Consider the following 25908-nt stretch of genomic DNA (forward strand, 5'->3'; position numbering starts at 1 on the left):
CCGGTGAGAAAGCGGTTAAGACAGGAAAATTTCGACGCAGACGCCGCGAAACATTGTGCGACGCCGGTCGGCGCGCCTATATCTTGAGGCATGACACGCCGCATGCTTCTCGCCCTGCTCGCGGGGCTGACCCTCACCGCCGGCCTCGGTGCGGCACAGGGTGCCGAGACCCCCGAGGCCGAGACGATCCGCCCGGCTGGCGAGGCGACACTCGAAGACTTCCTCTGGATCAAGCGGCCGCTCGTGGTCTTCGCCGACAACCCGGCGGACCCGCGTTTCGTGCAGCAGATGCAACTCGTCACCGACCGACTCGATGCGCTGGTCGACCGCGACGTGGTGGTCATCACCGACACCGACCCGTCGGCCCGCTCGCCGATCCGCCGCGCGCTGCGCCCGAACGGCTTCATGCTCGCGCTCATCGCCAAGGACGGCACGATCCTGTTCCGCAAGCCGGCACCTTGGCACGTGCGGGAAATCTCGCGCTCGATCGACAAGCAGCCGCTGCGCCAGCAGGAGGTGCGCGACCGGTTGAACGCGCCGCAACCGCCCGCCGAGTGAGCCGCCCTCAGTCGAAGGAGCGCAGCACCCAGGCGCGTTTCTCGGACCATTCGATCAGCGCCAGCACCTTTGCCTGCGGGTCGTAGACCGTGACCACCTGCGGGTCGAGCATGGCCCTGTAGAGCGGTTCCTCGAGCGCCGGCTCGAGGCACTGCGTCGCCCCCGACACCCCGGCCGAGACGATTCCCAGCCCGCTGCGGGTCTCGTGTTCCAGCACCGCGCGCGAGATACCGTCGGGGCTGAGCCCGGTCTCGAAGGCCACCGGCTTGCCCCGGTCGAGCAGCGACAGCGCCGCGGCCACGTCGCCGGCCCGCATCACCCGGGGTCTCGGATGGCGCGTGTAGATCGAGAACAGGGCCGCCGTGCAGCCCAGGCGGTCGCGGAAGTAGAGCGTATCGCGCAGGTAGAGCGTGTCGGACAGTTTTCCGCGCAGCTGCCCCTCGGTGCCGTAGAAGCACGCCGACAGCATGAGCGGCACCGCCAGCAGCAGCCCACGCCCCATCCCCGAGATACCACGCATCGCACCGGTCCCCTGCCCGACGCCCCCACGCCAGCATGGCGGAAACGGGTTTCCGCAGGCTTTGGACATTGGGGCGGTCGGGTGTCATCTCGCGGGCTCCGGCAGGACGCTCAGGAAAAATTGTGCCGCTCCCCACACGCTCCGCGCCCCGGCCGCGTGGGCCGGAGACGGGAACTCTGTGCGGGAAGCGGCAGACATCATTCGAACTCCATGATGACGTCGTCGACGGCGAGGCTGTCGCCCGGCCCGGCGTTGATCTTCTTGACCACGCCACGACGTTCCGCCCGCAGGATGTTCTCCATCTTCATCGCCTCGACGGTGCAGAGCGCCTGGCCCTCCTGCACCTCGTCGCCCTCGGCCACGTTGAGCGAGACGATCAGGCCCGGCATCGGGCAGAGCAGCATCTTCGAGGTGTCCGGCGGCAGCTTCTCGGGCATCAGCCGCGCGAGCTCGGCCTGACGCGGGGTCCGCACGTGCACCTTGAGATCGGCGCCGCGCGAGCGGATGCGGAACCCGCCCGAGATCTTGCCGACCTTGAGCACGAGCGGCCGCCCGTTGACGCTCATGTGGGCCAGCGCGTGACCCGGGGTCCAGTCGCCGTCGACCCGGATCTCGTCACCGTCCGCGAAGGTGATGGTCGAGCCCGACTTGTCCGCCGCGACGGTCACGTCGAAGCTCTGCCCCTGCAGCGCGACGTTCCACTCCTCGCCCACGGTGCGCTCGTGGTTGTCGAGCACGCCCGAGATGCGCGCGCGCCGGATCTCGGCCACGCGGTTCATCGCGGCCGCGGCGGCGGCGATGTCGCGCAGCTTGTCCTCGCCCAGCGTCACGCCCTCGAAGCCGTCGGGATATTCCTCGGCGATGAAGGCGGTCGAGATGTTGCCCGAGATGAACCGCGGATGATCCATCACGGCCGAGAGGAACGGCAGGTTGTGCCCGATGCCCTCGACCTCGAAGCTGTCGAGCGCGTTGCGCATGGTCTCGATCGCCTCGGAGCGGGTGTGCCCCCAGGTGCAGAGCTTGGCGATCATCGGGTCGTAGTACATCGAGATCTCGCCGCCCTCGAAGACGCCGGTATCGTTGCGCACGATCCCCTCGCCCAGCTTGCCCTCTTCCGGCGGACGGTAGCGCGTCAGCCGGCCAATGGAGGGCAGGAAGTTGCGATAGGGGTCCTCGGCGTAGAGGCGGTTCTCGATGGCCCAGCCGTTGATCTTGACGTCGTCCTGCGTGATGCTCAGCGCCTCGCCGTTGGCGACGCGGATCATCTGCTCGACAAGGTCGATGCCGGTGATCAGCTCGGTAACCGGGTGCTCCACCTGAAGACGGGTGTTCATCTCGAGGAAGTAGAAGTTCTTGTCGGCGTCGACGATGAATTCCACCGTGCCCGCGCTGGTGTAATCGACGGCCTTGGCCAGAGCCACGGCCTGCTCGCCCATCGCCTTGCGGGTCTCGGGGTCAAGGAACGGCGACGGCGCCTCTTCGACGACCTTCTGGTTGCGGCGCTGGATCGAGCATTCGCGCTCGTTCAGCCACAGGCCGTTGCCATGCGCATCGCAGAGCACCTGGATCTCGATGTGGCGCGGCTGCGTCACGAACTTCTCGATGAAGATGCGGTCGTCCCCGAAGGAGCTCGCCGCCTCGTTCTTGGACGACTGGAAGCCCTCGCGCGCTTCCTCGTCGTTCCATGCGATGCGCATGCCCTTGCCGCCGCCGCCGGCGGAGGCCTTGATCATCACCGGGTAGCCGATCTCCTGGCTGATCTTCACCGCCTCGTCGGCGTCCTCGATGATGCCCATGTAGCCGGGCACGGTGCTCACGCCGGCCTCTTTCGCCAGTTTCTTCGAGGTGATCTTGTCGCCCATCGCCTCGATCGCGCCCTTCGGCGGTCCGATGAAGGCGACGCCGGCCGCTTCGAGCGCATCGGCGAACTTCGGGTTCTCGGACAGGAAGCCGTAGCCCGGGTGCACCGCCTGCGCACCGGTGTCCTTGATCGCCTGCATGATCTTGTCGATCACGATATAGGACTGGTTCGCCGGCGGCGGCCCGATGTGCACCGCCTCGTCGGCCATGGCGACATGCAGCGCGTGCTTGTCGGCCTCGGAGTAGACGGCCACCGTCTTGATGCCCATCTTCTGCGCCGACTTGATGACCCGGCAGGCAATCTCGCCCCGGTTGGCGATCAGGATCTTGTCGAACATGTCTGTCCCTTTCCTACGGTATTCCCAGGCGCACGCGACGCGAAGGTGCGCGCGGCCACAAAAAAAGCCACCGGGGCCCGCGTGGGCTCCGATGGCTGGCAAAACGGATCGGTCACCGCGCCGGGCGCGGTGGCGATCGAAACTGTCTTAGTTGCAGTACTGCGGCGTGACGTCGTCGCAGACGATGCCTGCGGTCGCGCCCACGGCTGCGCCCACGGTGCCGTCACCGCCGGTTGCGCGGTCGACCAGGTAACCGGTGCCTGCGCCCATGCCGGCACGGCCGAGATCCGAGGTCTCGCAGGCTGCGACGGTGAAAAGGCCGAGGATGGCTGCGAGGCGAATGGCGGTCTTTGCCATGATGGAAACTCCTTGTGTTCCGTGAAAACCTTCCACGACACAACGCCACGTCTGGGCGCGGAGTTCCATGCCATTTTTTTCGCGCGCCCAACCACATGCGCGGGGACACGCCGAATATCGGCGGGATGTCGCGCGCGGCGATACGGGGAAGCTACGGAAAGAAAGGCGGACGGCCGGCAAGGGGATGAACCGGACCGTCCGCAAGGGGAAGGGTAACGGTGAATCCCGGGCGCCCTGCGTTGGCGCCCGGCGACTCGCAACACGTCCACACTGACCGATTCACCCTGCGGTTGAAAGAGGCGTCCTCGCCCACCCTCAAGATGAGCGCCATTCCGCCAACCGGGGGCACGGGGGGCGCGGCTCAGACCCATTCGTCGCCCTCCTCGAAGGCCTCGGGATAGCTCGCGCGGGCCGCCTGCTCGTCGATGATCAGGAGCGCGTCGTAGCTTTCGGGATCGAAGGGGTCGTCATAGGGCAGCACCTCGCGTCCGAAGAGCCACGAGAGCCGACCGGCATCAAGGTTGCCGCGTTCGAAGGGTTCGTTGCCGAAATGCGCCCAGAGCGCCGCCACGAAGGCGAGGTCGGCGCGCTTGTCCACCGCCTTGCGGTCGCGATAGCGCTCGCGGCGGGTCAGCGGCGTGATCCCGCGCGGGTTGGCGCGACGAATGGTGAACTGGAAGTCGGTGCCGGTGAGCCGGCTCGGGAAACCGCGGTGTTTCAGCATGACCCGCCCTCCCCGAAGGAAATGGCCACCGCGCGGGGTCGAAGAGGGGCGGGCTTGCGGGCCCGCCCCGCAAGATCACTTGTACTTGCCGGTGTAGACCGGCTCGGTCGAGATCGGCTCGGGGTCGACCACGACGAACTCTTCTTCCTGCTGACCACCGCACGCTGCAAGGCCGAAGAGACCCAGCATTGCCAGAACTTTGATGCTCTTGGACATGTTATACTCCTGTCTGGTTCTTTGGAACCGACACGGCCTGACGGCCCTGCCTGTCCTCGTTCCGTTATGTCGATCACTCTGGGGTGACCGACCCCAAACATAGCCCAATTGTGAGCGGGACAATATCTTTCGCGCTCCGGATGCGATATTTGTGGCGACAAAGACGCAATTCGCGTCATGCCTGCAGATTTTTCCGCAAGATGTTGTGGATACATCAGAAAGCTTCCCAGATGCAGCGGCCGTCACGCAGACTGTAGGCCTCGAAATACTGTGGTGTGCCCGGCGAAGGATCGCCGAACGCGACCACCTCCGCCATGAGCGAGATCACGATACGGTCAGCGGGTGGATCGCCGCCATCAAGCTGCGACAGTGCGAACCCCTGGCACAGCGCGTCCATGTCCGGGGCGACCTCCTCGTAAGGCCGTGGCGCCGCACCGCCGATCTCCGGTGCGACGAAGCGGAACCGGTAGACCGAAGCCACCCCCTGCTCGCCCGCGATGGCGTCATGGAAGCGCACCGGCATGCCCGAAGGCACCTCGATCAGGGCGGCCTCGGCCAGCGGAAACGCCGGCCCGGCGAGACCGAGCACCAGCGCCACGCCGGGCAGGAGACGAGCTCCGGCGCGGTTCATGACGCCCACCGAAGCCAGCGCGCCCGACGGCGCGGATCCTCGAGCAACTCGGCGATGCCGGCCTCGGCGCGGGCCCTCGGGGCCTGCGCGTCGAGCTGACCACCGGCCCGCACGAGCGTGCCCTGCCCCGTGTCCTCGACGAGCACGCAGGGCGAGAAGCCACGCAGGTCCTGCAGCGCGCGCCACAGATCCTGCCGCACCTGGTGGGCCAGGCGCGCGCGTCGGCGCACCGGCAGCAGCCGCGTCTCGACGCTCAGGTCGAAGCGCGCCGGCCACCGGCGGGCGAGGATCAGCGCCCCGCCCTGCGCATGCGTATGCCAGCCCTTGCGGCCCATGACTCCCCCGCGACCGGATCAGAGCGGGATGTTGTCGTGCTTCTTCCACGGGTTGCTGAGCTTCTTGTTGCGCAGCATGGCGAAGGCACGGCTCACCCGGCGGCGGGTCGAGCGGGGCTGGATCACCTCGTCGATGAACCCGCGCTCGGCGGCAACGAAGGGATTCGCGAAGCGGTCCTCGTAGTCGGCGGTGTGCTTGGCGATCTTCTCCGCGTCACCGAGGTCGGCGCGATGGATGATCTCGGTCGCCCCCTTGGCCCCCATCACCGCGATTTCCGCGGTCGGCCAGGCGTAGTTCACGTCGCCGCGCAGGTGCTTCGAGCTCATCACGTCGTAGGCGCCGCCATAGGCCTTGCGGGTGATGACGGTCACCTTCGGCACCGTCGCCTCGCCGTAGGCAAAGAGCAGCTTCGCGCCATGCTTGATGACGCCACCGTATTCCTGACCGGTGCCCGGCAGGAAGCCCGGCACGTCGACGAAGGTCAGCAGCGGGATCTCGAAGGCATCGCAGAACCGCACGAAACGCGCGGCCTTCTTCGAGCTGTCGATGTCGAGGCAGCCCGCCAGCACCATCGGCTGGTTCGCCACGATGCCCACGGTCTGACCCTCGAGCCGGATGAAGCCGGTGATGATGTTCTTGGCGTGCTCTTCCTGTATCTCGTAGAAATCGCCTTCGTCCGCGACCTTCAGGATCAGTTCCTTCATGTCGTAGGGCTGGTTGGCGTTCTCGGGGATGATCGTGTCGAGCGAGCTCTCGACCCGCGCCACGTCATCGAAGAAGGGCCGCACCGGCGGCTTCTCGCGGTTGTTGAGCGGCAGGAAGTCCACGAGACGGCGCACTTCGGCAAGCGCCTCCACGTCGTTCTCGAAGGCGCCGTCGGCGACGCTCGACTTCTTGGTGTGGGTGGAGGCCCCGCCCAGTTCCTCGGCGGTGACGACCTCGTTGGTGACCGTCTTCACCACGTCGGGGCCGGTCACGAACATGTAGGAGGTATCCTTCACCATGAAGATGAAGTCGGTCATGGCCGGGCTGTAGACCGCGCCGCCGGCGCAGGGGCCCATGATGACGCTGATCTGCGGGATCACCCCCGAGGCCATGATGTTGCGCTGGAAGATCTCGGCGTAGCCCGCGAGGCTGTCGACACCCTCCTGGATGCGGGCACCGCCCGAGTCGTTGAGGCCGATCACCGGCGCGCCGTTCTGCATCGCCATGTCCATGATCTTGCAGATCTTCATCGCGTGGGTGGCCGAAACGGACCCGCCGAGCACCGTGAAGTCCTGGCTGAAGACGTAGACCATGCGGCCGTTGATCGTGCCCCAGCCGGTCACCACGCCATCGCCGTAGGGGCGGTTCTTCTCCATGCCGAAGTCGGTGCAGCGATGAGCCACGAACATGTCGTACTCCTCGAAGCTGCCCTCGTCGACAAGCAGCTCGATACGTTCGCGCGCGGTCAGCTTGCCCTTGGCGTGCTGCGCGTCGATCCGCTTCTGACCACCGCCGATGCGGGCACCGGCACGCCGGTCTTCCAGTTCATGCAGAATGTCTTTCATGGCCGTCCCTTTCGTTTGGCGTGACCATACAGAGGCGTCCTTCCCGCTCAAGTCAAATTCGGCAAATTTGCAAACTTGGAAAATGACTTGTCGAGCAAATTGCAAACTCGCAAAGCGCAGGCACGCATCGCAAGCGGAATGGACAAACTCCGGTTTCGGTCCTACCCCTCCTTACATGGAAAATCCGCCCCGCATCCGGTTCCTGGATCAAACCACGCCGCCACATATTGTCACACTCATCCTGCTGGCCGGAATCTCGGCGCTTGCGATGAACGTGTTCCTGCCGTCGCTGCCCAAGATGACGGCACATTTCGAGACCGAGTACAGGCTCATGCAGCTTTCGGTCGCGATCTACCTCGGCGTGAACGCGGTGCTGCAGATCCTGATCGGCCCCATCTCGGACAAGTTCGGGCGCAGACCGGTGATTCTGTGGGGGCTGGGGCTGTTCCTCGTGGCCACGCTGGGCTGCATCTTCGCGCCCAACGTGGCGCTCTTTCTCGCCTTCCGGATGTGCCAGGCGGTGATCGTCTCGGCGATGGTGCTGAGCCGCGCCGTGGTGCGCGACATCGTTCCGCAGGACCAGGCGGCCTCGATGATCGGCTACGTCACCATGGGCGTCGCCGTGGTGCCGATGGTCGGCCCGGTGATCGGCGGCGTGCTGGGCGAAGCCTTCGGCTGGCAGGCGACCTTCTGGCTGCTGTTCGGACTGGGGGCCGCGATCTTCTGGCTGAGCTGGCGCGACCTCGGCGAGACCTCGGTGTCGCGCGGGCTGTCGCTGGGCCAGCAGTTCAGCGAGTATCCCGAGCTGTTCCGCAGCCCGCGCTTCTGGGGCTACGCGCTGAGCTGCGCCTTTTCCTCGGGCGCCTTCTTCGCCTACCTCGGCGGCGCACCCTTCGTGGGCTCCGAGGTCTTCGGCCTGACCCCGGCCGTCCTCGGCTTCTTCTTCGGCGCGCCCGCCGTGGGCTACATGATCGGCAACGGGCTGTCGGGAAAATTCTCGGCGCGCGTCGGCATCAACCGGATGATCCTCTGGGGCTGCATCGTGAACACCGGCGGTCTGGCGCTGGCGCTGGTCACCTTTGCCATGGGCTTCCAGTCGGAGTGGACGTTCTTCGGCTACATGACCTTCGTCGGCCTTGGAAACGGCATGACCATCCCCAATGCCACCGCCGGCGCGCTGTCGGTGCGTCCCCATTTGGCGGGCACCGCCTCGGGGCTCGCCGGCGCGATCATGATCGGCGGCGGCGCTGCGCTCTCGGCACTTGCGGGCGCCCTGCTGCATCCCGGAACCGGCGCCTGGCCCCTGCTGTGGCTGATGTTCTCGACCGGCATCGCCTCGGTCGCGGCGATCCTCGTGGTGATCCGCCGCGAGCGGCAGCTGGGCGGGCTCGGCACCGCCTGAGCCCGGCACCCGGCATCCGGGCTGGACCCCGGCGCGCGGATTTGCAAACTTGGCCGTCACGTTTCGCAAACCAGCGAACCCACGGGAGGAGACCGATGGCCACACGCAAGCTCTACGCGGGCGCCAAGCTGCGCGACCTGCGCGGCCGGCTGAGCCTCACGCAGAAGGATTTCGCCGCCAAGCTGGGGATCTCGCTGCCCTACCTGAACCAGATGGAGAACAACAACCGGCCGGTCTCGACCACGGTGGTGCTGGCGCTGGCGCAGGAATTCGGCTTCGACGTCACCGAGCTGGGACAGGGCGACAGCGAGCGGCTGGTCACCGACATGCGCGAGGCGCTGGCCGACCCGATCTTCGCCGAGGCGCCGCCGCTCGCCGACCTGCGGCTCACCGCCTCGAACGCGCCGGCGCTGGCGCGCGCCTTTCTCGAACTGCACCGCGCCTACCGGCAGACCCACGAGCGGCTCGCCAGTCTCGACGAGGCGCTGGGGCGCGAGGATGCGCAGCTGCAGCCCTCGCCGTGGGAGGAAGTGCGCGACTTCTTCCACTACTGCGACAACTACATCGACGCCATGGACCGCGCCGCCGAGCATTTCGCCGAAGGCATCGCCGGCGACCTGCGCGCCGGCGTGATCTCTCGGCTGCGCGAGCGCGGCATACGGGTCGAGCGGACCCACACCACCACCTTGCGCGCCTGGGACGCGGAAAAGCGCGAACTGACGCTCTCGAGCCTCGTGCCGCCCGAGACCCAGACCTTCCAGCTGCTGGTGCAGGTGGCGCTGCTGCGCCAGAACGACCTTCTGGAGGCGACGCTCGACCTCGCCCGGTTCCAGTCCGACGCGGCGCGCGCCATCGCCAAGCTGGGGCTCGCCAACTACTTCGCCGGGGCGGCGATGATGCCCTACGGCCGCTTCCTCGCGGCGGCGCAGGAAACCCGCCACGACCTCGAGCTGCTGGCGGCGCGCTTCGGCGCCTCGATCGAGCAGGTGGCGCACCGGCTCTCGACGCTGCAGCGGCCCGGCGCCAAGGGCATTCCGTTCTTCTTCGCCCGCGTCGACCAGGCCGGCACGATCACCAAGCGCCACTCCGCCACGCGGCTGCAGTTCGCCCGCTTCGGCGGCGCCTGCCCGCTGTGGAACGTGCACCGCGCCTTCGAGACGCCCGGCCATTTCCTGCGCCAGCTCGCCGAGACCCCGGACGGGGTGCGTTACGTGCTGCTCGCCCGCGACGTGCCCAAGCGCGGCGGCCATTTCGGCGCGCCGGTGCGGCGCTACGCCATGGCGCTCGGCTGCGAGGTCAAACACGCAGGCGCGCTGGTCTACGCCGACGGGCTGGACCTCGGCCGCGACGGGGCCTTCGAGCCGATCGGCATTTCCTGCCGGATCTGCGAGCGCACCAACTGCCACCAGCGCTCGGTGCCGCCGCTGGAGAAGCGGCTCTCCATCCATCCCGAGCGCCGCGACGTGCTGCCCTACGAGCTGGAATAGGCGGCGACCGACCGCCCCGCGGCGGCCGGGTCTGCCGCTGCACGGCGGCAGGGGCGCTGCCCCTCTGCGCCTGCGGCGCATTCACCCCGGGGATATTTGAAGCCAGAAGAAGGCCCGGGCCCCGCCCCTGCCCCGCCGCGGCGCTTGCGGCCCGGAGACAGCGGCGGTAAAGCGGGCGGGACAAATTCAGGACAACGGAGCCCGCCGATGTCGATCGACACCGATACCGCCGCCCGCGTGGCGAAGCTCGCCCGGATCCGGGTCGAGGAAGAGCAGCTGCCCGCGCTGGCGCAGGAATTCTCGAACATCCTCGATTTCATCGAGCAGCTGAACGAGGTCGACGTCGAGGGCGTGGAACCCATGGTCTCGGTCACGCCGATGCGGCTGAAGCGCCGCGAGGATGGGGTGACCGACGGGGGCATGCAGGAGAAGATCCTGTCGAACGCGCCCGATGCCCGCGAAGGGTTCTTTGCAGTGCCGAAGGTGGTGGAATGAGCGAACTGACGAAGATGAAGGTCGCCGGTGCGCGCGACGCGCTGCGCGCGGGCGAAGTGACCAGCGTGGAGCTGACCGAGGCCTGTCTTTCGGCCATCGAGGAGGCCGGGGCGCTGAACGCCTACGTGCACAAGACCCCCGAGAGCGCGCTCGAGCAGGCCCGCGCCGCCGACGCCCGGATCAAGGCCGGCGACGCGCCCGCGATGTGCGGCATCCCGATGGGGATCAAGGATCTCTTCTGCACCAGGGGTGTCGCATCGCAGGCCGCCTCGCGCATCCTCGAGGGGTTCCGCCCGGAGTATGAATCCACCGTCACCGGCCAGCTCTTCGACGCTGGCGCGGTGATGCTGGGCAAGCTCAACATGGACGAGTTCGCCATGGGCTCGTCGAACGAGACCAGCACCTACGGCAACGCGGTGAACCCCTGGCGGCGCGGCAACGACGACGCGCAGCTGACCCCCGGCGGCTCGTCGGGCGGCTCGGCGGCAGCGGTCGCGGCCGACCTCTGCCTCGCGGCGACCGGCACCGACACCGGCGGCTCGATCCGCCAGCCCGCCGCCTTCACCGGCATCACCGGCATCAAGCCGACCTACGGGCGCTGCTCGCGCTGGGGCATCGTCGCCTTCGCCAGCTCGCTCGACCAGGCCGGCCCGATGACCAAGGACGTGCGCGACGCGGCCATCGTGCTGCAGGCGATGTGCGGTCACGACCCCAAGGACAGCACCTCGGCCGACCTGCCGGTGCCGGACTTCGAGGCGATGCTGACCGGCGACATCCGCGGCAAGACCATCGGCATTCCGCGCGAATACCACATGGACGGCATGCCCGACGAGATCGAGGCGCTCTGGGCGAAGGGCCGCGAGATGCTGGCCGACGCCGGTGCGAAGATCGTCGACATCTCGCTGCCGCACACCAAGTACGCGCTGCCCGCCTACTACGTGATCGCGCCCGCAGAGGCCTCGTCGAACCTCGCGCGCTACGACGGGGTGCGCTACGGCCACCGCGCCACGCTGGCGAGCGGCGAAGGCATCAACGACATGTACGAGAAGACGCGCGCCGAGGGCTTCGGCCCCGAGGTGCAGCGCCGCGTCATGGTCGGCACCTACGTGCTGTCGGCGGGCTTCTACGATGCCTACTACAACCGTGCCCGCAAGGTCCGCACCCTCATCAAGAAGGACTTCGAGGACGTCTTCGCGGCGGGGGTCGACGCGATCCTCACGCCGGCCACGCCCTCGGCGGCCTTCGGCCTCGGCGAGATGAAGGACGCGGACCCGGTTCAGATGTATCTCAACGACGTTTTCACCGTCACCGTGAACCTTGCCGGCCTTCCGGGCGTTAGCGTTCCGGCAGGACTGGACAAGCAGGGCCTGCCGCTGGGGCTCCAGCTCATCGGGCGCCCCTGGGAAGAGGGCGATCTGCTGAATACCGCCTATGCGCTCGAGCAGGCGGCGGGCTTCGTGGAAAAGCCCGCCCGGTGGTGGTAACAGCACGCGCACAGAGAAAGGTGACGGGCATCGAAATGCGAACGGTTTTCCTTTGCGGTGTGGCGGCGCTTGCGCTGTCGGCATGCACCACGGCAGTTCCCGACAGCGGGGCCGGCGTCGGCTTCGGCGATTACCAGACCTACGCGCAGCGCCAGGTCGCCTCTCAGGGCGCGGTCTCCGGCCAGGTGACCGTCCAGGCCCCGACCGAAGTCGAGACCACGACCCTCGACGGCACTGACGCGGAAGCGGACGCCGCAGCCAACGCGGCGGCACGGAACTCCGGCGTGGCGCCGGTGCAGGCCGCGCCCGGCAACCCCGCGCCGCAGGTGGTGAGCAACTCGGCCGGGATCTCGAACGAGAATAGCTTCGAGGCCGTTTCGGCCGAGCGCGACATCGAGGACGACGCGCAGCTCATCGCGCAGAACCGGGCGCAGTACCAGGTGATCAACCCAACCGATCTGCCGCCGCGTCCCAACAGCAGCGCGCCCAACATCGTCGCCTACGCGCTGCAGACCACCAACCCGGTGGGCTCGCCGCTGTACGAGCGGCGCGGCCGGTTCGACGGCAACCGGATCTCGCGCGCCTGCGGATCGTACAACTCGTCCGACCTCGCGCAGGAAGCCTTCCTCGCCGCCGGCGGGCCGCAGCGTGACCGCAAGGGGCTCGACCCCGATGGCGACGGCTTTGCCTGCGCCTGGGATCCCGCGCCGTTCCGCGCGGCGCGCGGCTGACCTGCGCACTCTGGCATCCCAGTGACAACTTCGGCCCGCGCCGGCTCGGCGCGTGTGCCGACATGGTGGTGCTGCACTACACCGCCATGCCAAGCGCCATCGCCGCGCGTGACTGGCTATGTGCCCCCGAAAGCCAGGTCTCGGCGCATTACGTGCTGGCGCGCAACGGCACCTGCTGGCAGCTCGTACGCGAGGACATGCGCGCCTGGCACGCGGGCCTTGGCGCCTGGGGCAGCGTGACCGAGGTCAATTCCCGCTCCATCGGCATCGAAATCGCCAATACCGGTGCCGAGCCCTTCCCCGAGCCGCAGATGGCCGCGCTCGAAACGCTTCTCGCCGGCATCCTGCGGCGCTGGCGGATCCCGCCCGAGCGGGTGATCGGCCACGCCGACCTCGCGCTGGGTCGCAAGATCGACCCCGGCCCGAAACTCGACTGGGCCCGCCTCGCCCGGCGCGGCCTCGCCGTCCGGCCCCGGCCCGCGACACCGGGCGATTTCCACGCCGACGCACGCCGCGCCGGCTACCACGCCGACCCCGAGCACGACAGCGCCCTGCTCGCCGCCTTCCGCGACCGTTTCCGGCCCGGCGCCGAGGGCCCGCTCGACGACACCGACCGCGCGCTGATGGCCGATCTCGCCGCGCGCTGGCCCGCCGCCTGAGCCGCCGCCCTCGCAACGTCGGGTCCGCAGGACCACGCCCGCCCCTTCTCCGGTTGCACAAATACCCTCGGGGGTGAATTGGCCGCAGGCCAAGAGGGGGCAGAGCCCCTTTACCGCCTCCCCGCATGCGCTACCCTCGCGGAGGTCACACATCCGGAGGCTACCATCATGAAGATCATCTGGCTCGGACACGGCTCCTTCCGCATCGAGATCGAGGATCAGGTCCTGCTGATCGACCCCTGGCTCGAGGGCAACCCGCTGATGCCCGACGACCGCGCCGACGAGGCGCTCGAGGGCGCGACGGAGATCCTGATCACCCACGGCCATTTCGACCACACCAACGACATCGCCTCGATCTCGAAGAAGACCGGGCTCGCGGTCTCGGGCATGTTCGAGCTCGTCGGCCTGCTGGAAAGCCAGGGCGCCACGGCGGGCCAGGCCTTCAACAAGGGCGGCACCATCAGCTTCGGCAATGTGTCGGTGAGCATGGTCCCCGCCTCGCACAGCTCGTCGATGATGGTCGACGACAGGCCGCAGTACGCCGGCATGGAGACCGGCTTCATCATCCGCGGCGAGGGCAAGACCATCTACTTCTCGAGCGATACCACGATCATGGCCGACATGGCGTGGATCGGCGAGTATTACAAACCCGACATCGGCATGCTCTCGGCGGGCGGCTACTACACGATGGACATGGAGATGGCCGCCTGGGCCGCCGCCAAGTACTTCGACTTCAAGACCGTGATCCCGATGCACTACCGCACCTTCCCGGCGCTGGCGCAATCGGCCGAGACGCTCGCCGCCGGGCTCCCCGGCGTGAAGGTGATCGAGCCCGAGGTGCTCGAACCGATCGGGCTCTGACCGGGCTGCGCCGCAAGGCACCTTCCGGTCTGCGCCTCACGGTGCTTTCCGCCCCGCGCCCGATTGCCTATGGTGGCGCCAGACACGCGCCGGCGCGGGGACGGGAATGGCAGGGCAGGAGCAGGACGGCGCAGGCCGCCTCAACGTGATGATCGTCGGCCAGTCCGGCCGCCTGCAGTACGAGGCGATCCTCTTCGCCGTCTCGCTGGCCCTGACCACCCCGCGCGCCCGGCTCTTCGTGGCCGAGCCGCAACCGGGGCCGCTCTGGCCCCGCGACCCGCGCATCACCGATTCCGAGGTGCGCGCCCTGCTCGAGGCCCATGGCGCGACCTTCGTGCCCTTCGAAAGCCGGCATTTCGGCGCGGAGTATCCCTACGGCAACAAGATCGAGGCGCTTTTCGCCCTGCCCGAGGGCGAGCCCTTCGTCTTCTTCGATACCGACACGCTGGTCCTCGACGACCTCGACCGCATCCCCTTCGATTTCGCCCGTCCCACCGCCTCGCTGCGGCGCGAGGACACCTGGCCGAAGATCGAGCTCTACGGCCCCGGCTACACCGAAACCTGGCGGGCGCTCTACGACCGCTTCGGGCTCGATTTCGAAAGCTCGCTCGATCTCGCCTGGCCCGAGGAACACTGGCGCCGGCATCTCTACTTCAACGCGGGCGTGTTCTTTTACGAGTGCCCGCACCGGTTCGGACGGCGCTTCCTCGATTACGCGCTCTCGATCCGCGACGACGCGCCGCCCGAACTGGTGTGCCAGAGCCTCGATCCGTGGCTCGACCAGGTCGCGCTGCCGCTGGTGATCCATTCCCTCGGCGGCGGCCGCGACACCCTGCCCCCGGGCCTGATCGACGGCACGGTCACCTGCCATTACCGCAGCCTGCCGCTGCTCTACGCGCGCGAGGAGGACGCCGTGATAACCTTCCTCGAGGAGATCGCCGCGCCGAACCGGATCAAGCGGGTGCTGAAAGAGTACGAGCCGATCCGGCGGATGCTCTACCAGGGGCGCGGCCACAAGGCGCGCGCGCTCTTCGACCGCGAGAACCTGCCGCGCCTCGAACAGGGCTTTCGCAACAGGCTCAAGCGCGAAGGCTTCTGGATGCGCTGACGCGGCTGGCGGAGTCTTTCCGATCCGTGCCCGTTCCGCTATCTTACCTTCGGAGACTTCCAGGGGCATGCTACGCTGTGGCTGCGCATTTGCCGGAGCATAGCCATGGCGTATCCCACGAGTCTCCTGGTCGGCACCACCAAGGGTGCCTTCGTCATCGACGGCCCCGGGCGGGCCGGCTGGAATGTCTCGGGGCCGTTCTGCGACGGCTGGTCCATCAACCACATGGCCGGAGACCCCGACACCGGACGGATCTGGGCGGCGGGCGGCAACGACTGGACCGGTGCCGGCGTCTGGCGCAGCGACGACCGGCGCGACTGGCGCCTCGCCAAGCTTGCCGACGGCGAGATCGACGCATGGGTGCGCAACGATCCCGCGATGGGCGAGATGTTCGGCATGGTCCCCGCCGATCCCGCCCCATGGTCTGGCAGCATCAGCGCGCTTTGGTCGATCCACCGCACGCCGGATGCACTCTATGCCGGGGCGAAGCCGGCGCGGCTTTTCCGCAGCACCGACGGCGGCGAGACGTGGGAGGAGCTGCGCGGGCTCACCGATCACCCGTCATCGGACAGCTGGCAGCCCGGCGCGGCGGGGCTCACCCTGCACACCATCGTTTCGGCTCCGGAGGCTCCGGAGAAGCTCTGGGTCGGCATCTCGGCGGCGGGCGTCTTCGCCTCGGAAGACGGCGGTGCCACATGGGAACGGCGCAACCGGCGCTCGAACGCACCCGCGACGCCCTGCGCCCACCCGGCGGCGGGCGACGGCGTCGAGACCGGGCACTGCGTGCACAACATGCAACGCGCGGGTGGCGACGGCGACCTGCTCTACCAGCAGAACCACCACGGCGTCTTCCGTTCTCGGGACGGAGGGCGCAGCTGGGACGACATCACCAAGGGGCTGCCCTCGACCTTCGGCTTTCCCATCGCCGTGCACCCGCACGACCCGCAGACGATCTGGACGCTGCCGCTCAACGGCGACATGGCGGGGCGCTTCCCGCCCGACGCACGCGCCGCGGTCTGGCGCTCGCGCGATGGCGGCGACAGCTGGGAAGCCTGCCGCGCGGGGTTGCCGCAGGAGAGCTGCTATTTCACCGTGCTGCGTCAGGCGATGGCGACCGATGGCCAGGAGGAGGCGGGCGTCTATTTCGGCACCAACTCGGGATCGGTTTTCGCCAGCCTCGACGCCGGCGACAGCTGGAGCGAGATCGCGCGCCACCTGCCAACGGTACTCTGCGTCGAGGTGCTCGAACGGGCCTGATGCCCACGTCGGCGGGCCTTTCGGCCCGGGCCGTCCCCTAGATAGACCCAATGCTCCCCCGCCATCCCTGCAGCCTTCGGGATTAATGGCGCGCCACGCCTGTCGCGCGGGCTATCCCTACGGCCTGCGGTCGCCTGCCCGAACAACCTGCCGGAACGACGCGAAGAGCAACCGACGGTCACCCCCTTCCCCCGGGGCGGCCGTTTTTCGGGTGTCACGTCCCGCGCGGCCCACCGCCGTATTGTGAGGGCGCCCGCAATGTCTTACCCCTTTCCCGGAGGAACATGAGGGAGGTTTCCATGACTCACGGCTTCGACACCCTGCAGGTGCACGCGGGCGCACGGCCCGACCCGGCGACCGGCGCGCGGCAGACCCCGGTCTACCAGACCACGGCCTATGTCTTCCGCGACGCGGATCACGCGGCGGCGCTCTTCAACCTTCAGGAGGTGGGCTACATCTACTCCCGCCTGACCAACCCCACCGTCGCCGCACTGCAGGAACGTGTCGCGACGCTCGAGGGTGGTGCCGGCGCGGTCTGCTGCTCGTCGGGTCACGCGGCGCAGATCATGGCGCTGTTCCCGCTGATGGGGCCGGGACTGAACATCGTCGCCTCGACCCGCGCCTACGGCGGCACGATCACCCAGTTCAGCCAGACCATCAAGCGCTTCGGCTGGTCCTGCACCTTCGTCGACTTCGACGATCTCGCCGCCGTCGAGGCGGCCATCGACGAGAACACCCGCGCGATCTTCTGCGAGAGCATCGCCAACCCGGGCGGCTACGTCACCGACCTCGACGCCATCGCGGCCATCGCCGACAAGGCCGGGCTGCCGCTGATCGTCGACAACACATCGGCCACGCCCTACCTGTGCAAGCCCATCGAGCATGGCGCGACGCTGGTCGTGCACTCGCTGACAAAGTACATGACCGGCAACGGCACGGTCACCGGCGGCGCGGTCATCGACTCGGGCAAGTTCGACTGGTCCGCCTCGGACAAGTTCCCCTCGCTCGCGGCGCCCGAGCCCGCCTACCACGGCCTGAAGTTCCACGAGACCTTCGGCTCGCTGGCCTTCACTTTCCACTCCATCGCCATCGGCCTGCGCGACCTCGGGATGACGCTGAACCCGCAGGCGGCGCATTACACGCTGCTCGGGATCGAGACACTCAGCCTGCGGATGCAGAAGCACGTCGAGAACGCCACGCGCGTCGCCTCGTGGCTCGAGAACCACCCCGCCGTCGAGCAGGTGACCTATGCCGGGCTTCCGTCGTCGCCCTACAACGACCGGGTGTCGAAGATCTGCCCGAACGGCGCCGGCGGCCTGTTCACGGTCGCGCTGAAGGGGGGCTACGAGAGCTGCGTGAAATTCGTCGACTCGCTGGAGATCTTCAGCCATGTCGCCAACCTCGGTGACGCGCGCAGCCTGGTGATCCACTCGGCCTCGACCACGCACCGCCAGCTTACCGAGGAACAGCAGATCGCCGCGGGCGCCGCGCCGAACGTGGTGCGCATCTCGATCGGCATCGAGGACCCCGAGGATCTCATCGCCGATCTCGACCAGGCTCTCGCCAAGGCGGGCTGAGCGCAAGCGCCCGGGCGGACACACCCCGCCCGGGCCGTTCGTCCGATGCTATTCGCCGAGCGAGAACACCATCGTCACGCGGGCGCCGATCACGGTTTCGCCCGCCGCGACCGGCACCGAGGCCATGCGCGCCATCTCCATCATCGGCTCGGGGCGGTAGCCACCGCCCTGCTCGGAGATCGAGACCACCGGCCCGAGCGTCACGCCCGCGGCTTCGGCCAGCACCTTGGCCTTGGACATCGCGTCCTCTACCGCATCGCGCCGCGCGTCATCCTCGACCGGGCCCGGCTCCTGCAGGCCGAAACTCAGCCCCGACAGGCGGTTTGCACCGTCCTCGGTCACGGCACCGAGCACGTCGCCGAGCTGCGACAGGTCGCGCACCCGCACCTGCAGGCGATTGCTCGCCTCGTAACCGGTGATCCGGGACTCTTCATCGCTGTTGCGGTCGTTCCAAACCGGCTGCAGCCCGATGTCCGAGGTCTGCCGGTCGCGCGCGGCGATGCCCATGGCATCGAGCCGCGCGATGATCGCGTCTGCGACCTCCGAGGTCGCCGCCATCGCCGCGCCGGCGTCTGCGTCCTGCGCGGTCACCCCGAGCGTGATGGTGGCCATGTCGGGCACGGCGGCGGCGCTGCCCTCGCCGGTGACGGTGAGCGTCGGGGCGCTGTCCTGAGCGGATGCCGCGACCGGCAGCGCGAGGGCGCAGAACAGAGCGAAAGCGAAACGTCGCATGGGAACCTCCTGTGAACATGCGTTCCGGCACCAGCTTCGAACGCCGCGCGTCCGGCTGCAAGACCCTGCCGCCCAAGCCTTCTTTCTCTGAGCGGTAAGCTGCTGTAGACTGTGGGCGTTTCGCTTGGGACTACCCAAGCAGGTCCGAGCAGTGATAGAGACCGCATATGGTACCGAACTCCGCGCTTTCCCTCTCATTCGAAGGCATTGCCCTTCTGCGCCGCGCCGACATCGGCTGGCGGCTGGTCGACGAGGTGGCGCTTGACCGGGACGATCTCGAGGCGGCTCTACGGGAGCTGTGCGAGACCGCCAGTGCCTCCGCGCCCGATGGCGCCGAGGTGCTGCTGATCCTGCCCGACGAACAGCTGCGCTACCTCGACATCCCGGCCCCGAGCGAGGACAGCCGGCTCGAGGAAGCCGCGGTGCGCAAGGCGCTCGACGGCGCCACCCCCTACGACGTGGAAGAGCTGGTCTACGACTGGCACCGCCGGGACGGACGGCTTCAGGTCGCCGCCGCCGCGCGCGAGACGCTGGACGAGGCCGAGAGCTTCGTGCGCGCGCACGGTTTCGTGCCGGTCAGCTTCACCGCGACACCGCCGCACGAGACCTTCAGCGGCACCGTGTCCTTCGGCGCGGCTTCCGGCTGGACCGGCGAAGCCCCTGACCGCCTGCCCGCGCCGGTGCAGATCGTCTGGGACTACGAAGATCTGCCGCCCCTAAACGACGACGAAGCGATCCAAGCGGACGAGAGCGCCACGGCTGCCGGGGGCAGCGCCGAGTCCGACGCTGACCTGCACAAGTCCGTCCCGGACGCGGCCCGGTCGGATGCCTCGAACACGCCGGCGCCGGCAAATGCGTCCCCCGAACGCGCCTCATCGGAGCCGCGGCAGGCTGAAGCCGCGGCCCTCGCGCCGCTTCCCGGCGCCAACGATGCAACGGCCCGGCCCGGCAGTGCGCCATCGGCCGGGGCGAAGCCCGCTCCGGATGCGGCGGTCGCACAGAAGCAGTCGACCGACCGCATCCCTCCCGCCGAGCAGGTGCAGAAGCCCGTGAGCTTCGGCGGCGGCATGTTCGGCCCCGGCGGCAACGCCCGCTCGGACAGCGAGAGCGACGCCGCGACCGAGGCTCCCGTGGTGCGACCGCTCAAGCCCGCCAGCGGCCCCGCCGCCCCACGTGCGGACGGCGACGCCCCGGCGGCGCCCAGCTTCTCGAGCATCCGCGCCACGCGCGACGCGCCCGCGGGTGGCCCGGCCCCGCTTGCGGCGGCACCGCAGGTCACTCCGGGAAACGAGCCCCGCGTCGCGCCGCGCCTCAAGGCCGAGGCCGTGACCGACAGCGCCGCGCCCACGGTCGGCGCCTCTGCCACCGGCAGCACCGCGAAGACCGCGAACACGCCCAAGGTCGCGACGCCTTCCGCCGCTGCGCCCCGCAAGGCCGAGACAGCGACGACCCCGGCCAAAGCCGTCCCTTCGACGGCTGAGACCTCGACCCGCTCCGGCGCGGCAGAGGCGTCCGCGACGCCCCGGGCCGACGCGCCGAAATTCCAGAACGAGGCCCTGCGCCGGGTCGCGATGCGCCGCGCCAACGGCGAGGATCCGGGCGCGGCCACCGTGGACACGCGCACCGTCGCCGCCGGCACCCTCGACCCCGAGGAAGAGCGCCGCCGCATGACCCTCTTCGGCGCCCGTCGCGAGGAACAGATCGGTGGCAAGCCGCGCTTCCTCGGCCTGATGCTGACCATGGCACTGCTGGTCTTCCTCGTGGGCATCGCGGCATGGGCGGCGGTCTTCCTCGACGAGGGGATCTCGCGCTTCTTCGCGCCATCCGAGTCCGAGGACACCACCATCGCCGCCGCGCCCCCGCCCGAGACGCAGGACACGCCGGCCCCTGCCGAAGCACCGGCCTCCCTCCCTGCCGATGACGCGCAGGCCGAGGACATCGCGGTGCTGCCGCCCGAGCCTGAGGCGGAGCCCTCCGAGGCGACCGCGCTTCAGCCGATGGAGCCGGTTCCGGGGCACGAAGAGCCCTCGCCCGAGGAAGCCGCGGCCCGCTATGCCGCCACCGGCATCTGGCAGCGCGCCCCCGAGATGCCGATGCGGCCCATTCCCGACCTGGTCGAGGATCTCTACATCGCCTCTGTCGACCCGAAGGTCGGCCAGTTCGACGCGATCGCCCTGCCCCCGGCGCCCGGTCTGAACGAGGACGTCACGCTCGAGCCCCGGCGCCTGCCGCCCGGGCCCGACGTGCGCTTCGATCTCGACGAGAACGGACTTGTCCGTGCGGCGCCCGAGGGGGCGATCTCGCCCGACGGGCACCGGGTCTTTACCGGCGCGCCGCCGCAGGTGCCGCCGCTGCGCACACCGGTCGAGACCGACGACGCCCCCGAGGCGGCGGAAGCCGACGCCGTGGACCCCGCGCAGGACGCCCTGCGCGAGGCACGCCCCAATGCCCGCCCCGAGGATCTCGTGGAACAGAACGAGCGCGCGACGCTCGGCGGCAACTCGATTGCCGAACTTGCGGCCATTCGGCCCGTGCTGCGTTCGCCGCGCGTGCTGGAGCAGGCGGCCGCCGCGCCCCAGGCCGAGGACGACGCGCCGGAGACGGCCGCGACCGAGGAAGACGCCGCCCCGACAGAGACCGCCGAGGCTGCGGAAGAGCCCGAAGCCACCGCCGACACCGAGACCGCCGAGGAAGCCGCCCCCGAGCCCGAGGTGCCCACGGGCACCGCGCAGGCGGTCGCCGCATCGCTGCAGCCGCAGGGCCGCCCGAGCGACATTGCCGGCATCGTGGACCGGGCCGAGCAGGTGCAGACGGCTGCCGTCCGGCGGCAGGCGGCACCGAACATCCCGCAAAATGCCAACGTGGCGCGGCAGGCCACGGTGCGAAACCAGATCAACCTCAGCCGGATGAACCTGATCGGCGTCTTCGGCAGCCCCTCGAACCGCCGCGCGCTTGTGCGGCTCTCGAACGGGCGGCTGCAGAACGTGAAGGTGGGCGACCGGCTCGACGGCGGTCGCGTTGCCGCCATCGGCGAGGACCAGCTGCGCCTCACCAAGGGCGGGCGCAACATCGTGCTCGAAATGCCGAACGGCTGACGCCACGCCGGCGCCGGCAACGGCCCCGACCCTTGCTCAAAAAGGTCCGAGCGGCCGCAAGGCTGCGACCGAAAGACTCAGAACGGCACGTCGTCCTCGGCGTGCACGAAGCGGGCGACCACCTTCTTGGTGCCGGCCTTCTCGAAGGCGATCTCGAGCTTGTCACCCTCGATCCCGGTGATCGCGCCGTATCCGAACTTCTGGTGGAAGACCCGCTGGCCCATCTCGAAGGCCGAGACCGCCTCGAGGTCGATGACCTGCGTGCGGCTCTCGCGCGGCTGGCTGACCGGGCGCTGCGACGAGCGCTGCTGCAGCCGCTTCCAGCCCGGCGAGTTGTAGACGTTCGCCTCGGCCGCCCGCGTCTCGATCCCGGAGCCGCCGCCGTAGGCTGCCGCCGCGCCGTAGCCGCCGCCGTAGAGCCCCGGCGGGGTCAGCACCTCGACATGCGCCTCGGGCAGCTCGTCGATGAAGCGCGAGGGCAAGGCCGACTGCCACTGGCCGAAGACCCGCCGGTTGCCCGCGAAGGAGATCGTGCAGAGTTCTTCGGCGCGGGTGATACCGACGTAGGCCAGCCGCCGCTCTTCCTCGAGCCCCTTGAGGCCGCTCTCGTCCATGGACCGCTGCGACGGGAAAAGCCCGTCTTCCCAGCCGGGCAGGAAGACCACGGGAAACTCGAGCCCCTTCGCCGCGTGCAGGGTCATGATCGAGACCTTGGCGCCGCTCTCCTCGGTCTCGTTGTCCATGATGAGCGCGACGTGCTCCAGGAAGCCCTGCAGGTTCTCGAAGCCTTCGAGCGCCTTCACCAGTTCCTTGAGGTTCTCGAGCCGGCCCGGCGCCTCGGGCGTCTTGTCGTTCTGCCACATGGTCGTGTAGCCGGATTCGTCGAGAATGATCTCGGCCAGCTCCATGTGGGTGACGTCCTTGTCGCCGGTCATCCGGCCCCAGCGCGCGAGGTTTTCGCACAGCATCCGCAGCTGGCCGCCCCCCTTGCCGCGGATGCGGTCCTCGTCGATGGCGATCCTGGCGCCCTCGAGCAGCGTGACGCCGAATTCCCGCGCCGTCGCCTGGATCGTCTGCTGCGCCTTGTCGCCAAGGCCGCGCTTGGGCGTGTTGACGATCCGTTCGAAGGCAAGGTCGTCCTCGGGCGAGACCACCAGCCGGAAATACGCCATGGCATCGCGGATCTCGAGCCGCTCGTAGAAGCGCGGGCCGCCGATCACGCGATACGGCAGGCCAATGGTCAGGAAACGGTCCTCGAACGCGCGCATCTGGTGCGAGGCGCGCACGAGAATCGCCATGTCGTCGAGCGAATGCGGGTCGATCCCCCGGGTGCCCTTCTGCAGCGATTCGATCTCCTCGCCGATCCAGCGAGCCTCTTCCTCGCCGTCCCAGTGACCGATCAGGCGGACCTTCTCCCCGCCCTCGGCCTCGGTCCAGAGTTCCTTGCCAAGCCGGCCCTCGTTGCCCCGGATCACGCCGGAGGCGGCCGCGAGGATATGCGCGGTCGAGCGGTAGTTCTGTTCCAGCCGGACGACATGGGCGCCGGGGAAATCCTTTTCGAAGCGCAGGATGTTGCCCACCTCGGCGCCGCGCCAGCCGTAGATCGACTGGTCGTCGTCGCCGACGCAGCAGATGTTCTTGTGCCCCCCCGCCAGCAGCCGCAGCCAGAGATACTGCGCCACGTTGGTATCCTGGTACTCGTCCACGAGGATGTAGCGGAACCAGCGCTGGTATTGCTCGAGCACGTCCGGATGCGCCTGGAAGATCGTCACCATGTGCAGCAGCAGGTCGCCGAAGTCGCAGGCGTTCAGCTCGCGCAGGCGGGCCTGGTATTGCTCGTAGAGCTCGGTGCCCCGGTGGTTGTAGGCCGAAGCCTCGGACGCGGGCACCTTGGAGGGCACCCATGCGCGGTTCTTCCACTGGTCGATGAGGCCCAGAAGCTGGCGCGCGGGCCAGCGCTTCTCGTCGATGTTGTTGGCCGCGATCAGCTGCTTGAGCAAGCGCAGCTGATCGTCGGTGTCGAGAATGGTGAAGTTCGACTTCAGCCCCACCAGCTCGGCATGGCGGCGCAGCAGCTTGACGCAGATCGCGTGGAAGGTGCCGAGCCACGGCATCCCCTCGATCTGCTGGCCGAGCATCCGGCCGACGCGGGTCTTCATCTCGCGCGCGGCCTTGTTGGTGAAGGTCACCGACAGGATCTCGTTCGGGCGCGCCCGCCCCGAGACCAGCAGGTGCACGATCCGGGCGGTCAGCGCCTTGGTCTTGCCGGTGCCCGCGCCCGCGAGCATCAGCACCGGGCCGTCGAGCTGCTCGACCGCCGCGCGCTGCGCCTCGTTCAGATCGTCGAGATACGGTGCCGGACGCGCGGCCATGGCGCGCGCCGACAGCGAAGCGCCCTCGAAGGCGTCCATGTCATCGAAACTGCTCATGGCGCCAATCTAGCGGCAGGAGGCAGCGATGGGAAGGGATCGTTCCCCTTATGTTCGCAAGAAAGCTGTGGACGACCCCAGCGCGTGGGACAGACGGAACAGCCGCCCAGCGGAACGCCGCCCAGAGTGGCCATGCTGTGCTCGTCAGCAAACACGGGTGGCGGCAGCGAATATACGAATAGTCACACGAAACGGATTGGCGCGAGGACACTTTCCTCCGGCGTGTCAGCGGGAAAACTGGAGGGATCTCGCCGCCCCTACGGTCACGAGGCCGGACGTCATCTCAGCCGTTTCGGTCTCGACCGGAGCGGAGAGCAGCGGGCGCCGGTTACGTCGGTGCCGCAGGACAAGCCGCCTTGCGCGCGCGCCCTCGACGAAAGGACGGGCCGGGACCGCTGGCGACGGCAGCAGCGGCACCACCTGCGACGGCAGCGCAAGCAGCGCACGGTCGCCCGGAAAGAGCGATTCCGCCGGCGCACCGTTGGCGATCAGGATCTCGTGACGCTCCAGCAGCAGGTGCACGTAGGCCAGCGACGCGGGAGGCACCGGGGCGATCCCCGGAAGGTGGCGCAGTTGGCGCGCGGCGATCAGCACTTCGGGGCAGCCGCACATGCGCTGCACGATGGCGGAGCGCAGCAGCATCCGGTGCTGTGCCGAGACGAAGAGATCCTCGTCCGGCAGCCCGGCACCGAGCGCCCCCGCGCGGATACGCATCGGCCAGGTCGATCTCTCTTGCGCGCGCTCCCCGGCACCCGGCACCGTCCTGCCGACCCAGCGCAACGGCTGTGCCCCGTGGTCGAGCGTTTCGACCAGCATCCCGGGCCGCAGCGCCCAGGCCGGGCGGGTGCCAGCCGGCACTGCGATCCGTGTCTCGCCCGAAAAGCACAGCATCACGCCGTTCGAGCTGTTGAGCACCGCGTCATTGCCGATGCCCTCCTGCGCGCCATAGGCCGAATAGGCGCTGTCGGTGGCGAATTGCGACGCGTTCGGCGTGCCATCCAGGTCATCGCCGTCGATCTGTGTCAGCACCGTGCCCGGCTGGTAGAGCCCGCCCTGCCCGTCCACGTAGTCGCCGACGGAGGCATCCCAGGCGCGCGATACCACGACGCCCACGGGGGCGTTCTCGATATAGAGACCGGTGATACGGTAGTAGAGACCCGTGGCGGCATCGACCGTGATGATCTCCCAGTCCGCCTCGATCTCGGAGCCGGCGGGCCAGGTGACGCCATTGATGGTGACCGGCGCCACGAGGTTCGCGCCGCCGTCGTCGGGGAAATCCCCGTCGGCGGTCTGCGCCACCACGTCGCCGCTGCTGGAAAAGCTCAGCAGGTCGCCGACCGTCGAGCCGACGGTGTGCGTGTCGTCGGAAGTGGACCCCGAAATCGGATCGGTGCCGGTGATGTCCGCAAGCTGCACGATGCGGAAACTGAACGCCATGATAGCCCTCGTCCCGTGAACTTCCGCAACCCTACAGCACCCGCCTTTCCAGACTCTGACCAGC

The 25908-nt window shown here is 68.7% G+C and carries 23 protein-coding genes; 12 read left to right on the forward strand and 11 right to left on the reverse strand.

Going from position 1 to position 25908, the window contains the following annotated elements; translation table 11 throughout:
• Positions 1-102: 102 nt before the first annotated feature.
• Positions 103-558: a DUF4174 domain-containing protein gene (locus D6860_RS06990; RefSeq protein WP_229743235.1), complete on the forward strand. Its 456-nt coding sequence runs from the start codon at positions 103-105 to the stop codon at positions 556-558.
• Positions 559-565: 7 nt separating this feature from the next.
• Here D6860_RS06990 and D6860_RS06995 read toward each other — a convergent pair whose 3' ends face one another.
• From D6860_RS06995 to D6860_RS07025, 8 genes are all read right to left on the reverse strand, one after another.
• Complete coding sequence (locus D6860_RS06995; protein WP_229743234.1) at positions 566-1078, reverse strand: hypothetical protein; 513 nt, start codon at positions 1076-1078, stop codon at positions 566-568.
• A 197-nt stretch (positions 1079-1275) separates the two neighbouring features.
• Positions 1276-3276, reverse strand: coding sequence for an acetyl-CoA carboxylase biotin carboxylase subunit (locus D6860_RS07000; protein WP_076622134.1), 2001 nt, complete (start codon positions 3274-3276; stop codon positions 1276-1278).
• A 147-nt stretch (positions 3277-3423) separates the two neighbouring features.
• Entirely contained in the window at positions 3424-3633 is a 210-nt protein-coding gene (locus D6860_RS07005; RefSeq protein WP_017467602.1) for a hypothetical protein, read from the reverse strand.
• A gap of 361 nt (positions 3634-3994) precedes the next feature.
• Complete coding sequence (locus tag D6860_RS07010; RefSeq protein ID WP_017467603.1) at positions 3995-4357, reverse strand: hypothetical protein; 363 nt, start codon at positions 4355-4357, stop codon at positions 3995-3997.
• A 75-nt stretch (positions 4358-4432) separates the two neighbouring features.
• Positions 4433-4573: a hypothetical protein gene (locus D6860_RS25205; RefSeq protein ID WP_017467604.1), complete on the reverse strand. Its 141-nt coding sequence runs from the start codon at positions 4571-4573 to the stop codon at positions 4433-4435.
• 214 nt (positions 4574-4787) lie between these two features.
• Entirely contained in the window at positions 4788-5204 is a 417-nt protein-coding gene (locus D6860_RS07015; protein WP_083697916.1) for a DUF6497 family protein, read from the reverse strand.
• Complete coding sequence (locus D6860_RS07020; RefSeq protein WP_076622135.1) at positions 5201-5539, reverse strand: hypothetical protein; 339 nt, start codon at positions 5537-5539, stop codon at positions 5201-5203. Before D6860_RS07020 ends, D6860_RS07015 begins: the two co-directional genes overlap by 4 nt.
• Before the next feature lie 18 nt (positions 5540-5557).
• Entirely contained in the window at positions 5558-7090 is a 1533-nt protein-coding gene (locus D6860_RS07025) for an acyl-CoA carboxylase subunit beta (RefSeq protein ID WP_076622136.1), read from the reverse strand.
• Between the two features lie 175 nt (positions 7091-7265).
• Here D6860_RS07025 and D6860_RS07030 point away from each other — a divergent pair, with 175 nt between their 5' ends.
• From D6860_RS07030 to D6860_RS07075, 10 genes are all read left to right on the forward strand, one after another.
• Positions 7266-8492, forward strand: coding sequence for a multidrug effflux MFS transporter (locus D6860_RS07030; protein ID WP_076622137.1), 1227 nt, complete (start codon positions 7266-7268; stop codon positions 8490-8492).
• A 95-nt stretch (positions 8493-8587) separates the two neighbouring features.
• Positions 8588-9979, forward strand: a complete 1392-nt coding sequence (locus D6860_RS07035; RefSeq protein ID WP_076622138.1) for a helix-turn-helix domain-containing protein — start codon at positions 8588-8590, stop codon at positions 9977-9979.
• Between the two features lie 207 nt (positions 9980-10186).
• The gene (gene gatC / locus D6860_RS07040) at positions 10187-10474 is read left to right on the forward strand and encodes an Asp-tRNA(Asn)/Glu-tRNA(Gln) amidotransferase subunit GatC (RefSeq protein ID WP_076622139.1); all 288 of its coding nucleotides are present in this window, start codon (positions 10187-10189) and stop codon (positions 10472-10474) included.
• Positions 10471-11958, forward strand: coding sequence for an Asp-tRNA(Asn)/Glu-tRNA(Gln) amidotransferase subunit GatA (gatA, locus tag D6860_RS07045; RefSeq protein ID WP_076622140.1), 1488 nt, complete (start codon positions 10471-10473; stop codon positions 11956-11958). The genes gatC and gatA overlap by 4 nt, the downstream gene beginning before the upstream one ends.
• A 35-nt stretch (positions 11959-11993) precedes the next feature.
• Positions 11994-12689 carry a hypothetical protein gene (locus tag D6860_RS07050; protein ID WP_076622141.1) on the forward strand — a complete coding sequence of 232 codons (696 nt, stop codon included), beginning with the start codon at positions 11994-11996 and terminating at the stop codon, positions 12687-12689.
• A gap of 62 nt (positions 12690-12751) precedes the next feature.
• Positions 12752-13348 carry an N-acetylmuramoyl-L-alanine amidase gene (locus D6860_RS07055; RefSeq protein ID WP_076622142.1) on the forward strand — a complete coding sequence of 199 codons (597 nt, stop codon included), beginning with the start codon at positions 12752-12754 and terminating at the stop codon, positions 13346-13348.
• Positions 13349-13516: 168 nt separating this feature from the next.
• The gene (locus tag D6860_RS07060) at positions 13517-14209 is read left to right on the forward strand and encodes a metal-dependent hydrolase (protein WP_076622143.1); all 693 of its coding nucleotides are present in this window, start codon (positions 13517-13519) and stop codon (positions 14207-14209) included.
• A gap of 106 nt (positions 14210-14315) precedes the next feature.
• The gene (locus tag D6860_RS07065) at positions 14316-15317 is read left to right on the forward strand and encodes a glycosyltransferase family protein (protein WP_076622144.1); all 1002 of its coding nucleotides are present in this window, start codon (positions 14316-14318) and stop codon (positions 15315-15317) included.
• 105 nt (positions 15318-15422) lie between these two features.
• Entirely contained in the window at positions 15423-16574 is a 1152-nt protein-coding gene (locus tag D6860_RS07070; RefSeq protein WP_076622145.1) for a beta propeller repeat protein, read from the forward strand.
• Between the two features lie 299 nt (positions 16575-16873).
• Positions 16874-18151: an O-acetylhomoserine aminocarboxypropyltransferase/cysteine synthase family protein gene (locus D6860_RS07075; protein ID WP_076622146.1), complete on the forward strand. Its 1278-nt coding sequence runs from the start codon at positions 16874-16876 to the stop codon at positions 18149-18151.
• A 48-nt stretch (positions 18152-18199) separates the two neighbouring features.
• On the opposite strand, the gene D6860_RS07080 is transcribed toward D6860_RS07075, so the two are convergent.
• Entirely contained in the window at positions 18200-18883 is a 684-nt protein-coding gene (locus D6860_RS07080; protein WP_017469514.1) for an SIMPL domain-containing protein, read from the reverse strand.
• A 167-nt stretch (positions 18884-19050) separates the two neighbouring features.
• Here D6860_RS07080 and D6860_RS07085 point away from each other — a divergent pair, with 167 nt between their 5' ends.
• Positions 19051-21978 (forward strand): hypothetical protein, encoded by a 2928-nt coding sequence (locus D6860_RS07085; protein ID WP_076622147.1) that lies wholly within the window; start codon positions 19051-19053, stop codon positions 21976-21978.
• A 77-nt stretch (positions 21979-22055) separates the two neighbouring features.
• Here the strand turns inward: D6860_RS07085 and D6860_RS07090 are convergent, their stop codons facing one another.
• Both D6860_RS07090 and D6860_RS07095 read right to left on the reverse strand, forming a co-directional pair.
• On the reverse strand, positions 22056-24407 hold the full coding sequence (locus tag D6860_RS07090) for an ATP-dependent helicase (protein ID WP_076622148.1): 2352 nt from the start codon (positions 24405-24407) through the stop codon (positions 22056-22058).
• A gap of 225 nt (positions 24408-24632) precedes the next feature.
• Positions 24633-25844: a Hint domain-containing protein gene (locus tag D6860_RS07095; RefSeq protein WP_076622150.1), complete on the reverse strand. Its 1212-nt coding sequence runs from the start codon at positions 25842-25844 to the stop codon at positions 24633-24635.
• Positions 25845-25908 lie beyond the last annotated feature (64 nt).

This window comes from Salipiger sp. D13 (genome assembly GCF_003703915.1).
GTDB classification, from domain to species: domain Bacteria; phylum Pseudomonadota; class Alphaproteobacteria; order Rhodobacterales; family Rhodobacteraceae; genus Salipiger; species Salipiger profundus.

Bases quoted from the DNA above. Each gene is read 5' to 3' on its own strand.
- D6860_RS06990 (WP_229743235.1), top strand. From the start codon at position 103: ATGCTTCTCGCCCTGCTCGCGGGGCTGACCCTCACCGCCGGCCTCGGT.
- D6860_RS06995 (WP_229743234.1), bottom strand. From the start codon at position 1,078: ATGCGTGGTATCTCGGGGATGGGGCGTGGGCTGCTGCTGGCGGTGCCG.
- D6860_RS07000 (WP_076622134.1), bottom strand. From the start codon at position 3,276: ATGTTCGACAAGATCCTGATCGCCAACCGGGGCGAGATTGCCTGCCGG.
- D6860_RS07005 (WP_017467602.1), bottom strand. From the start codon at position 3,633: ATGGCAAAGACCGCCATTCGCCTCGCAGCCATCCTCGGCCTTTTCACC.
- D6860_RS07010 (WP_017467603.1), bottom strand. From the start codon at position 4,357: ATGCTGAAACACCGCGGTTTCCCGAGCCGGCTCACCGGCACCGACTTC.
- D6860_RS25205 (WP_017467604.1), bottom strand. From the start codon at position 4,573: ATGTCCAAGAGCATCAAAGTTCTGGCAATGCTGGGTCTCTTCGGCCTT.
- D6860_RS07015 (WP_083697916.1), bottom strand. From the start codon at position 5,204: ATGAACCGCGCCGGAGCTCGTCTCCTGCCCGGCGTGGCGCTGGTGCTC.
- D6860_RS07020 (WP_076622135.1), bottom strand. From the start codon at position 5,539: ATGGGCCGCAAGGGCTGGCATACGCATGCGCAGGGCGGGGCGCTGATC.
- D6860_RS07025 (WP_076622136.1), bottom strand. From the start codon at position 7,090: ATGAAAGACATTCTGCATGAACTGGAAGACCGGCGTGCCGGTGCCCGC.
- D6860_RS07030 (WP_076622137.1), top strand. From the start codon at position 7,266: ATGGAAAATCCGCCCCGCATCCGGTTCCTGGATCAAACCACGCCGCCA.
- D6860_RS07035 (WP_076622138.1), top strand. From the start codon at position 8,588: ATGGCCACACGCAAGCTCTACGCGGGCGCCAAGCTGCGCGACCTGCGC.
- gatC (WP_076622139.1), top strand. From the start codon at position 10,187: ATGTCGATCGACACCGATACCGCCGCCCGCGTGGCGAAGCTCGCCCGG.
- gatA (WP_076622140.1), top strand. From the start codon at position 10,471: ATGAGCGAACTGACGAAGATGAAGGTCGCCGGTGCGCGCGACGCGCTG.
- D6860_RS07050 (WP_076622141.1), top strand. From the start codon at position 11,994: ATGCGAACGGTTTTCCTTTGCGGTGTGGCGGCGCTTGCGCTGTCGGCA.
- D6860_RS07055 (WP_076622142.1), top strand. From the start codon at position 12,752: ATGGTGGTGCTGCACTACACCGCCATGCCAAGCGCCATCGCCGCGCGT.
- D6860_RS07060 (WP_076622143.1), top strand. From the start codon at position 13,517: ATGAAGATCATCTGGCTCGGACACGGCTCCTTCCGCATCGAGATCGAG.
- D6860_RS07065 (WP_076622144.1), top strand. From the start codon at position 14,316: ATGGCAGGGCAGGAGCAGGACGGCGCAGGCCGCCTCAACGTGATGATC.
- D6860_RS07070 (WP_076622145.1), top strand. From the start codon at position 15,423: ATGGCGTATCCCACGAGTCTCCTGGTCGGCACCACCAAGGGTGCCTTC.
- D6860_RS07075 (WP_076622146.1), top strand. From the start codon at position 16,874: ATGACTCACGGCTTCGACACCCTGCAGGTGCACGCGGGCGCACGGCCC.
- D6860_RS07080 (WP_017469514.1), bottom strand. From the start codon at position 18,883: ATGCGACGTTTCGCTTTCGCTCTGTTCTGCGCCCTCGCGCTGCCGGTC.
- D6860_RS07085 (WP_076622147.1), top strand. From the start codon at position 19,051: ATGGTACCGAACTCCGCGCTTTCCCTCTCATTCGAAGGCATTGCCCTT.
- D6860_RS07090 (WP_076622148.1), bottom strand. From the start codon at position 24,407: ATGAGCAGTTTCGATGACATGGACGCCTTCGAGGGCGCTTCGCTGTCG.
- D6860_RS07095 (WP_076622150.1), bottom strand. From the start codon at position 25,844: ATGGCGTTCAGTTTCCGCATCGTGCAGCTTGCGGACATCACCGGCACC.